Source organism: Trinickia caryophylli (assembly GCF_034424545.1).
Classification (GTDB): domain Bacteria; phylum Pseudomonadota; class Gammaproteobacteria; order Burkholderiales; family Burkholderiaceae; genus Trinickia; species Trinickia caryophylli.
The window spans coordinates 1929968-1940071 of record NZ_CP139970.1; the positions used below are offsets into that span (position 1 = coordinate 1929968).

The 10104-nt window shown below is 63.1% G+C and carries 11 protein-coding genes; 6 read left to right on the forward strand and 5 right to left on the reverse strand.

Features of this window, described 5'->3' with window-relative positions:
- Nucleotides 1-51: 51 nt before the first annotated feature.
- The 3 genes from U0034_RS08745 to pqqA all read right to left on the reverse strand — a co-directional run bounded on the left by U0034_RS08745 (nt 52) and on the right by pqqA (nt 1038).
- On the reverse strand, nt 52-435 hold the full coding sequence (locus U0034_RS08745) for a hemerythrin domain-containing protein (protein WP_085228633.1): 384 nt from the start codon (nt 433-435) through the stop codon (nt 52-54).
- Between the two features lie 172 nt (nt 436-607).
- Nucleotides 608-898, reverse strand: coding sequence for a pyrroloquinoline quinone biosynthesis peptide chaperone PqqD (gene pqqD / locus U0034_RS08750; RefSeq protein WP_085228738.1), 291 nt, complete (start codon nt 896-898; stop codon nt 608-610).
- Between the two features lie 65 nt (nt 899-963).
- Entirely contained in the window at nt 964-1038 is a 75-nt protein-coding gene (gene pqqA, locus U0034_RS29215) for a pyrroloquinoline quinone precursor peptide PqqA (protein ID WP_085228737.1), read from the reverse strand.
- A 355-nt stretch (nt 1039-1393) separates the two neighbouring features.
- On the opposite strand from pqqA, the gene U0034_RS08755 reads away from it, so the two are divergent.
- The 6 genes from U0034_RS08755 (at nt 1394) to U0034_RS08780 (ending at nt 7286) form a co-directional block, all read left to right on the forward strand.
- On the forward strand, nt 1394-2812 hold the full coding sequence (locus U0034_RS08755; protein WP_085228632.1) for a HAMP domain-containing protein: 1419 nt from the start codon (nt 1394-1396) through the stop codon (nt 2810-2812).
- Entirely contained in the window at nt 2809-3456 is a 648-nt protein-coding gene (locus tag U0034_RS08760) for a response regulator (protein WP_085228631.1), read from the forward strand. The genes U0034_RS08755 and U0034_RS08760 overlap by 4 nt, the downstream gene beginning before the upstream one ends.
- A gap of 170 nt (nt 3457-3626) precedes the next feature.
- A complete protein-coding gene (pqqE, locus tag U0034_RS08765) occupies nt 3627-4772 on the forward strand; it encodes a pyrroloquinoline quinone biosynthesis protein PqqE (RefSeq protein ID WP_085228630.1) in 1146 nt (381 codons plus the stop codon).
- 104 nt (nt 4773-4876) lie between these two features.
- Entirely contained in the window at nt 4877-5383 is a 507-nt protein-coding gene (locus U0034_RS08770; protein ID WP_085228629.1) for a urate hydroxylase PuuD, read from the forward strand.
- Nucleotides 5380-6537: a 3-phosphoserine/phosphohydroxythreonine transaminase gene (serC, locus tag U0034_RS08775; protein WP_199187042.1), complete on the forward strand. Its 1158-nt coding sequence runs from the start codon at nt 5380-5382 to the stop codon at nt 6535-6537. Before U0034_RS08770 ends, serC begins: the two co-directional genes overlap by 4 nt.
- Nucleotides 6534-7286, forward strand: a complete 753-nt coding sequence (locus U0034_RS08780; protein WP_085228628.1) for a hypothetical protein — start codon at nt 6534-6536, stop codon at nt 7284-7286. The genes serC and U0034_RS08780 overlap by 4 nt, the downstream gene beginning before the upstream one ends.
- 111 nt (nt 7287-7397) lie before the next feature.
- Here the strand turns inward: U0034_RS08780 and U0034_RS08785 are convergent, their stop codons facing one another.
- Nucleotides 7398-9158, reverse strand: a complete 1761-nt coding sequence (locus U0034_RS08785; RefSeq protein WP_085228627.1) for a ShlB/FhaC/HecB family hemolysin secretion/activation protein — start codon at nt 9156-9158, stop codon at nt 7398-7400.
- Between the two features lie 153 nt (nt 9159-9311).
- A complete protein-coding gene (gene bcpI, locus U0034_RS08790) occupies nt 9312-10085 on the reverse strand; it encodes a contact-dependent inhibition immunity protein BcpI (RefSeq protein WP_233211866.1) in 774 nt (257 codons plus the stop codon).
- Nucleotides 10086-10104 lie beyond the last annotated feature (19 nt).

Below are 10104 nucleotides of genomic sequence, written 5' to 3' on the forward strand. Positions count from 1 at the left end.
CCGCTTCGAGAGCTCGGACGCGATCAGCAAGAACGCACGCGAGCCTGTCGCTCACGCGCAGTGTTGATCGAATGCGGGATACAAGCGAATTTCCTCACGGGTCATACGCTGCCGCAGATGGACGATGGCGGCCCCCATCTGCCGCGCGAAGTCCATACCCGTCTTTCCTCGTTCGAGCGAATCGAAGAACGTCAGCACCTCCTGCGAGATGCCCTTCATCTCCGACGCATAGGAGGTTGCGAGATCCTTGGTCACCGCATGCTGCTGCATCTGCGGATACAGACTGCGATCTTCGCGCGCAAGATGCGCCATCACCAACGCTTTGGCCTCTTTCAGCTTTGCTCGCCCTGCATCGGTCAAGCCAAGGTCTCGGCACGCTTCGAGGAGCCGGAAGATTTCTTGATGTTCGCCTTTGAGAATCGTGGTAAGTGACATGGTGCTTTTCGACGTCCGTGGTAGGAGCAGTGGTGACAAATCCGACTTAAGATGTATTTACTATACATCTTTTAGGCGAAAAAGGACCATGCCCCCACATCGCTCGCGGGCATGCGAAGCCGACACCGCAGGCCTGCCTGCGACACGCACCCTCAAAGTCGCTTCCGGGCACTCACCATTGCAACCATCCCTTGTGGCGAGCGGTATCGATGAACGCTCGCGTGGCATCGGCGATCTGCGCACCGTCGGCTCCCGCGTACGCAGCCTGAAGCTCGGCAATGACACTCGACACTGAGCGCATGCCATCACAACGTTTCAGAATTTCGCCCGCGCTTGCATTGAGCTTGACGAGCCCTTCCGGGTAGAGGATCACATAAGCGTCCTGGCTTGCTTCCCAGCGGAAGACCAGATGCGATGCCCGGCGTGGGCACGCATCGAGAGAAACGGTGGCGTCGACAGTCATGACTGTATGCGGTACCGGCGCCGGGCAGCGCTTCATTACGGCCTCGGCGCTCACCCGGCTACGGCTCACCGAACGTAGACGTAAGCCGTCACCTCGAAGCCGAGGCGGATGTCGCAAAACGCCGGATTTTCCCAAGTCATATCGAGTCTCCTTTCATCAGGTCAGGCGATGGCAGGCCGTCATCGCCCGACCGATTATCGGCGCCCCCCTTCGCGTCAACCAGCGGCATCTCGCGAAAAACACCTCATGAAAATCTTGTGTTCAGCGCCTTCTGTCGCGTTCTGGAGCAATGCCTGTCGCCGCCTGTTCCATCGCGCGACACCCTGCGTATAAGCGCCGCGAATCCCACGCTCACCGGCCGCACCTCGTCCAGACTCGCCAATCCGCACTTTCCCGTCGCCACAACGTCCCAACATCGAATTGTGGTATTAAACTTGCATCTTAAAGAGGGGCGCACCCAGCGCTTCTTCCCTCCGTGAGAGAGGGCATGAGAGGATGACAACCCAACCCCAATCGGCAAAGTTCGGCCTGCATACGCGCATCGGATTCGTGCTGACGGCGCTCGCCACCGTGCTCGTCGCGGCACTGGGCGTGCTCTGGGTGCAGCAGACGCGGAATTCGATTCGCGAGGAGATAGGCGCCGCCTCGCGCGTCGCCGAACAATGGCTGACGATCTCCGCTCGCGAATTGCAGGCTCACCCGTCCGCATCGAATCGCGCACGCCTGCTCGCGGAAATCTCCGCTATTGGCCGCATTCGTGCCAACGCGCTGGAGGTGACCGACGTGCACGGCCAGCGACACTACCTGTCGCCGCCTCCCGTCTACAAGGCCGGCCGGTGGGCACCGGCCTGGTTCGTGACGCTCGTCCAACCGCCGTTCTCTCCCTGGCGAGTGGACGCCGCGGGCCTTACGTTCATTCTCTACCCCGATGCGTCGCGCTCCGCGCTCGATGCCTGGGACAACTTGCGCACCATAGCCAGTTGGGCCGCCATCCTGCTCGCCGTGCTGTTCCTCGCGGTCCGCTTTGCGCTCCAGCGGGCGCTTGGCCCGCTCGAGCAGGTAATGACAGCACTCGATCGAACCGGAGCAGGCGCTTTCGGCACCCGTCTGCCCGTCTTTCGGATACCCGAACTCGGGCGACTGGCGCGAGCCTTCAATGGGATGGCCGACCGGCTCGCGCAGGCCGTGAGCGACAACGTCCATCTCGAGGCGGAACGGGAAGTGAGCACCCGTGTGCAAGCGAGCCTCGAAGCGGAGCGGCGGCATATCGCGCTCGAATTGCACGACGAACTGGCGCAAGGCATCACCGCCGTACGCGCCCTGGCCGGCGCCATCGTTCAGCATGCGAATGCAACGCCGGCGGTTCGGCACCCGGCGGAGCACATCATCGTCGCCGCGGGTCAGATGCAAGATGGCGTGCATGCGATTCTCCATCGGCTACGCGAAAGCCCCGACACCGAACCGCTGCGCACCGAGGACTCGCTGCGCCATCACATCGACGTCTGGCAACAGCACCACCCCGGCATCTCCCTCGACGCAACGCTCGATCTCGGCGGGCCCACCCTGCCGGGCCAAATGCTGACGCACACCTTGTTGCGAGCGGTTCAGGAAGGTCTGACGAACGTTGCCCGGCATGCCTGCGCGACGCGTGTCGACCTGGTCTTGCGACGCTCGCATGACGGCTGCTGGTTCGAACTGCTGCTTGCCGACAACGGCAAGCACTCCCCGGGCCCTTCGTCTGCCGCCGGCTGCGGAATGGGGCTGACGGGCATGCGCGAGCGCGTGCGTGCACTAGGCGGCGAACTCACGTTCGAAACCATCGCTGGCCACGGCGCCCGCCTCGTCGTACGCATTCCCGCCATTCCCACGCCTGCCGGCGCAGGTGCAACGCCTCCGGAGGGTCCGCCATCATGAGCATCGCGCTATCCGGTTGTCGAATCTTGCTCGCGGACGACCATGCCATGGTCCGCACCGGTTTTCGCCTGCTGCTCGAGGGTGCCGGCGCAACCGTAGTGGGGGAAGCCGAGAGCGGCGAAGAGGCCTTGCGGCAATATGCGGAGCTCGCTCCGGCAGTGCTCGTCATGGATGTGTCGATGCCCGGCATTGGCGGCCTTGCCGCACTCGAACGGCTGCGTGCCCGATGCCCCGAGGCGCGCGTGCTGATGCTGTCGGCCCGACAGGACGCGATGATTCCAGTACGCGCGCTGAAAGCCGGCGCCATCGGCTACCTCAGCAAGCGCTGCCTGCCGCAAGCGTTGATCCAGGCGGTACACCAGGTCGCGCAAGGGCTGCGCTATCTCGATCCGGAACTGGCGCAAGAAGTGGCGCTCGCGCAGATCTCGGGCGCCGCGCATCCGGCCCAGGCATTGACCGAAAAAGAGTTCACGATCTTCCTGCAACTGGCGCAGGGACGCACCGTCAACGACGTCGCCAAAGACTTCCATTTGAGCGGAAGCACAGTCGGCACCCATCTTTATCACATCAAGCAAAAGCTCAATGCCGGCAACGCCGCCGAACTGGCGGTGATCGCCATGCGCGCGGGCCTGCTCGACCTCTGAAGACGCTGAAGATCGAGCCCCCGCGGCGCTCATGAAATTCGCTAGCGCGGTTTACCGGAAACAGTGAGCGCACGATCCACCCAATTGCCGCGCGACGATCGGCAGGCGCAATCGAGAATATCGCTCAACGGCGGGCACTTCGCACCGCCACCGCGAGAAAGGAACGCGCCATGCCCAAGGAAACGCAAGGACTGACCCTCGACGGCCAGGGCAAGCCGCTGTGGCTGACGCTCGAACTCACTTATCGCTGCCCGCTGAAATGCGCCTGGTGCAACAATCCGCTCGACTTCAAGGATTACGAAAAGCGCGAACTGTCCACGCAGGAGTGGAAAGACGTTCTGCGCGATGCGCGCGCGCTCGGCGCGTTGCAACTCGGATTCTCGGGGGGCGAGCCGCTCGAACGCGACGACCTCGAAGCGCTCGTGGCCTACGCCGACGAGATCGGCTACTACACGAACCTGATCACTTCGGGCATCGGCCTCACCGAGCAGCGCATGACCGCGCTGAAGCAGGCCGGGCTGCGGCAAGTGCAGTTGTCGCTCCAATCGATGCGCCCCGAGCTGACCGACGAACTCGTCGGTGCCAAGGCCCACGCGCGCAAGCTGGAGGCGGCGCGCCTCGTCAAGGCGCACGGCTTGCCCATGGTGCTCAACGTGCCGCTCGGCCGGCAGAACATCGGGCAGATCGACGCGGTCTGCGAGTTTGCCGCCGGCATCGGCATCGAATACATCGAGTTCGCCAACATCCAGTACTACAACTGGGCGCTACTGAATCGCGACGAACTCCTCCCCACGCTCGAGCAGGTGCGCGAAGCGGAAGCAGCGGTGCAACGCTGGCGGCAAGTGTTGGGCGGGCGTACGACGATCTATTTCGTCATTCCCGATTACTACGAGAACCGGCCCAAGGCCTGTATGAACGGATGGGGCGCGATCCATCTGACCATCGCACCCGATGGCGTAGCCATGCCGTGCCAGGAAGCGCGGGTGATACCCGGCCTCGAGTTCGAATCCGTTCGCGACAAACCATTGTCGTGGCTCTGGCATGAATCACCGCTTTTTCGCAGGTTTCGCGGCCTTGACTGGCTACGCGAGCCCTGCCGTTCGTGCCCCGAGAAAGAAAAAGATTTCGGAGGGTGCCGCTGCCAGGCATTCCTGCTCACCGGCGACGCGGCCAATACCGATCCGGCCTGCAGCCGCTCGCCGCATCATCATCTCGTGCGACAGGCTGCAAGCCAGGCGGGCACACCGCTGCGCTTTCGCAAACCGCTCGTCAAACGCAGCAGCGCCGGTGTCTCGACGGCTTTCATGGAGGACTGAATGCGCCATCCCTACGATTCCGCCAGGGGCACGATCGTGCTCGGCTTGCTGCTGACCGTGACGCTGGTCGCGCTCGTCCGGCTCCTGGCTGCGTGAGGTTCGTCATGAACGGCATTGTCAGCCTCGACCTCCTGTTGCGCTGGACGCATTTCATCGCCGGCATCATCTGGGTGGGTCACAACTATGCCAACGTCATCCAGCGCCCGAACTGGCGCCCGCTGACGCGCGACGATCTCGTCGACGGGCAGACGCCGCGATTCCAGGCACTGCTCAACCGCGAGCATGGCGTGTTCCGCTGGGCCGCCGTCGTCGCATGGTGCGCCGGCATCCTGATGCTCTGGCGACGCGGCGCGCTCACCGGTGCGCTGGCGCTGCATGGCGGGTTGGCGCCCATCGGCATCGGTGCCTACATCGGCACGCTGATGATGATCAATGTCTGGCTCGTGCTTTGGCCACATCAGCAGAAGGTGCTCGGGTTCAAGCCCGCGTCGATCGAAGAGCGCTTGCGCTGCGCGCGTATCACGCATCTGTCGTCTCGCACGAATACGATGTTGTCGATCCCGCTGCTGCTTTTCATGGCTGCGGGGGCGCATGGCGGTATGGTGCCGTGAAGAACGACGTGCACGCCTTCCTGGGCTCCTCTGCGCGACGCGATGCGCGCTGGAATTTCGGCGCCGGGCCGTCGCGCCTGCCGGACGCCGTTCTTGCGCAAGCCGGCGAGCGCTTGCTGACCCGCGCGGCCGACGGAATGGCCGCGATCGAACGGCCCTTCACCGGCGCTGCTTATCGCGAAGTGCTCGCCGAGGCGCGCGGACGGCTCGCTCGCCTGCTCGGTGTGCCCGATCACTATCGCGTGCTGTTTCTTGCCGGCGGCGCCTCGCTTCAATTCTCGGCAGTACCGATGAATCTGCTCGACCCGTCCTCGGGATTGTGTCGCGGCGCCTATGCCGACTCCGGCTACTGGTCGCGCCGGGCGATCGCCGAGGCAAGCCGTCATGCAAAAACGAGCGTAGTCGCACGGCCAGCGGGTAGCGGCGAAGCGGGTGGAGGCGAGCCACCGCTCGCCACACCGCAACTCGACGGCTGGCATCTGCCGCGCGACAGCGCCTATTGCCACATCACGGCAAACGAGACCGCCGATGGCATCGCTTATCCAGCGTGGCCCGAGACGGGCGGCGTTCCCCTTGTCGCCGATGCCAGTTCGTGCCTGCTGAGCGCCCCGATGGACGTATCGCGGTTCGGCCTCATCTATGCGAGCGCACAGAAGAATATCGGCCCGTCGGGGCTCACGCTCGTCATCGTGCGCGAAGACTTGCTGCATCGCCCCGCTTCTTCGGCGCCTGCGCCGCTTCAATATCGAACGCAAGCGGACGCCGAGAGTTGTGCGAGTACACCGCCGATGCTTGCGGTCCACCTGGCAGCGCTCGTGTTCGAATGGATCGAGGCATGCGGCGGGCTGGCCGCGATGGCAGCCGCGAACGCTCGAAAAGCTTCATTGTTGTATCGCGCGATCGACGAGAGCGGCGGCTTTTACGTGGCGCCCGTCGAGCCGGGCCATCGCTCGATCACGAACATCCGGTTTCACCTCGACGAAGCGTCCCTCACCGAGCGGTTCATGGACGAGTCCGAAGCCGCCGGCCTCCTGCATCTGCGCGGCCACCCCCGCCTCGGCGGGGTGCGTGCGAGCCTTTACAACGCCATGCCGGAAGCCGGCGCGCAAGCGCTCGCTGGATTCATGATCGATTTTGCGAAACGATACCGATGAACAACTGCGAATGGCTCGCCCGCATCGGCTTGGCCGGCGGCATCGACAAGGACGGCAGCCGCGCGGCCGAGCTGTTGGCGACGGGATTTCACAGTGTCGAGTTCGGCACCGTGGCATGTCACGGGGAGCGAGGGGGGCATCCTGACGTGCTCGCGCTCGCGGCACGCCTTCTCGCATTGGCGCCGTCCGAACGCGGCAGTGCGCGTATCGGCATCGGGATCGGCATGCGTGCCGAAGCCGGGCCGGGCATATTGCCAGCGGATTGGGTACGCGGGCTGCACGAAGGTTGGGCGGCAGCCGATTATTTGAGCTTCAATCTTAGCGCGCGTCGTTATCGCGATTTATTGGACGCCCGTTACGCGCCGCTGCTCTTGCGTGCATTCGCCACGGTGGTTGCCGCACGCGATGAGCGGGCACGCGCTGACGGCCGCCGCGTTGCCGCCGCACTCAAGATCCCGCTCGGCAACGATGACTCGTTTCCGCTTACAACGGCCGAAGCGGCCGCCGATGCCGGCTTCGATGCGGTGATTGCCGTGCTGCCCGAAGGCGCCGGGCGGATCGAGCGGCTGCGTTTGCTCACTCGCCGCTTGCGCGGCAAGGCGGCGGTGGTGGCAGTCGGGGGCATTCGCACAGCGGGCGACGTCGTTGCCGTGCACAAAGCCGGCGCTCAAGGCGCTCAGGTCCACACGGCTTATAGCGAGCTCGGCGCGCGATGCTTCTCGACGCTTTGTGACGCATCGGCTGGTTGAGTTTCGGCTGGGCCGTCACAGCATGCAGCGCAACGCGAGCGCGGGTGAGCCCGTATTATCCAGCCGCTCGAATTCGCGCTATACGTGCCGGGGGCGGCAGTACTGAAAGATTCAAAACTGCGCCGTCAACTGAAATCCAACAGTCACTCGAGCGGTTTCGAACCTAGCGGGCTTATAGAGCGGTTTGCCGGCGAATACTTCGTACGAGTACGTTCCAAAACGCGTTTGCGCGCCCCCGCGCAGCCCAATCACCGCACCGGCCAACTGCGTACCCGCGAGAAACGCCGTGTTGGGACCGTACACGCGGCCGTAGTCGATCCCCGCATAAGCCGACTGCCCCGTCCCGCCTATCGGCGCCTGCAATTCGTTACGCCAATAGAAGCCGCGCTCCGCCGCGAGCATCGTTTCACCGTCGAAGCCACGCACCGTGTAGCGGCTGCCAATCGTGAGATCGTCGATGTAAAACAACGTATCCCTCGTAAGCTGCCCGTGCACCGTCGCGACATAGCGCAGGTTTTGCCCCGCCACCGAGAACGGCACGGACAAATTGGCATCGAGCACCGCCATATGAAGCCGATACGTCGGCGCGCCGTCCCCCGAGGTGTCGGGCGTCGCGCCGAGCCAGCCTATGCCCTGCCGGTACGCCAACGTTCCGTCGAACTGCGCATTGCCAAAATAGTGCCGGTCGGTCAGCCCTGCTTCGATAAACGTATTGTCTCTTCGCTGTTGAGGAATTTCGGTATCGTCGATGAAACTCGCACCCCAGCGCTTCGTCAGTTGGAACTCCACACCGAATACGTCGTTCTGGCTTCGACGCAGCACACGCTGTAGCTTCAGGCCAAGAGACTGCGAATTGCCGCTGGACACGAACGTCTGATTCACGCCTGCGATCTGCTGGTAATAGGTGTTCGCATTTCCGGAAAGCGTTGCTGTCCAGTAGCCCCACGGCACCGAATAGAAACTGTTAAAGCCGTGCGAGCCGAGGCGCTTGTCGCCGAACTCCAGATCCTGGCTGGCGCCCACGTTGAACAAGTCGTTCAACCCGAGCGGGTTGTCGATGCCGAGCGAGAGGTTGCCTTGCAGTTTGCCCGTCGCGCGAGTGCCGGCGTTGTCCACGGATGCGACAACCGTCCATGGTTTCGCGCGCTTGACGTCGATTACGACATCGCTTTCGCCCGGCACTTCCGTCGGCTCGATTTGCATGTCGACGTCCTGGCTCGCCACGCGCTTCATCTGCTCCAGACCTTGCTCGAGGTCCCGCAGATTCAGCAGATCGCCGCGGCGCGCGGGAAACGCCGACTTCCACGTACCGCGCATCGCCGGGTCGGCAAAGCGCAATTGCCGAATGACGCCCGGCACGAGCGAGAGTTTCAGTGTACCTGCCGAGAGATCCTGCTCGGGCACGAGCACACGCGTGGTGACATAGCCACGGCTCAGGATCAGTTGCGATACGCCCTTGACCACCCGTTCGACGCCTTGCTTGCCGATACACTGGCCGCGGTAATGGTCAAGCCATTCCCGTGCGAATGCGAACCGGTCCAACGGCAGAGCGGATGCCCCCTGCCTACGCACCGCATCGGGCAACGTGGCCGGGAGATCGAGCACGAAAGAGTCGATGCGAAAGCAGAGTTTCTCCGCAGGCAGTTGCGGGAAAGCACCGGCTACCGGCGCGGCGGAGCGCACGGCGGGCGCATTGACGGCCCGTTCGCGCTGTTGCGCCTCTCGCTGCTGCTCGATCAATTGTTGTTGTTGCGCGGAGCTTCGCGCCGCGTTGGCAATATCAGGCGAGCTGGGGGCGGATTGCGCCAGGGCGTGCTCGGTAACAAGTGCGAGTGCCGCGGAGAGGATCGTCGCGGCGCGTATGCGTTGCATTGGTCTTGGTCTTTACTGGTTTTGTTTTGATTTTGTTTTCGATTGCGGCTGGCCGTACAAACTGCTGGCTACGCTGCAACCGAAGGAGACGCTGTCGTTGTCGCCACGGCAAGACAATGCCGATCTAAACTCGAATACAGCCGCAGCCCGGTTTCATTGCTTGAACCATCGCGACAGTTTGCCGGCGAGGCCTTGTGGCGGAGGAGTCCACCCCGGTTTCAGAAAATCGTATACGTCGTCGTAGTGATCGAGCGGCTGAACCGGCATCAGCGCCATCGGCACCAGCGGGTGATCGATCTGGACCGGAATGCCGCGATACCAGCAAAGCTTGGTTTCCACTGTGCCGCGATACGACATGAAATCCTCGTCGATCGCGTCCTCGCTCCTCATCGAAGCATGTTTACCCTGTATGAGCTTTTCGAGGGCGGGCTCGTCCCGATCGAGCAGCAGCGAAAAAAAGTCGCGGCCCTCGGCACATTCGGTACGTCTCGGGTTCTTCCCGTGTTTCGCAATTTTTTCGATCATGGCGCGCACCGCCTCGTCGTCGCCCCGGATCGCGAGCTGGAGCATGTACACATGAAATCGATTGTTGAGCGGGTTGTCTCGCTGGCTAATGAGTTCCGGCGTTTCCACGCGGGCCATCGCGTCGATCACCTCGGCGCTATCCGACAGAAGCGCTCTCAGGATGTCCCCGCCTGTTTCAAAGGAGGCTCCGCCGTCTTGACTAACGCTTTCCAGCGTCAATCGTGCTGCAAGATAAAAATTCTGCTTGCAACGCTCGATGTCGTGTTCGACAAAGTAGGCGTGCATGGCTTTGACTCTGGCGTGCGTGGCGAGGCTGCACAGCACGGACCCGAGGCGAACTTTATCGCGCCGATAATAGACAGCCTCGATGAGCCCGGGATGGTCCGCTTCGTCCAGCGTCATCCAATTAACTAGTTTGTCT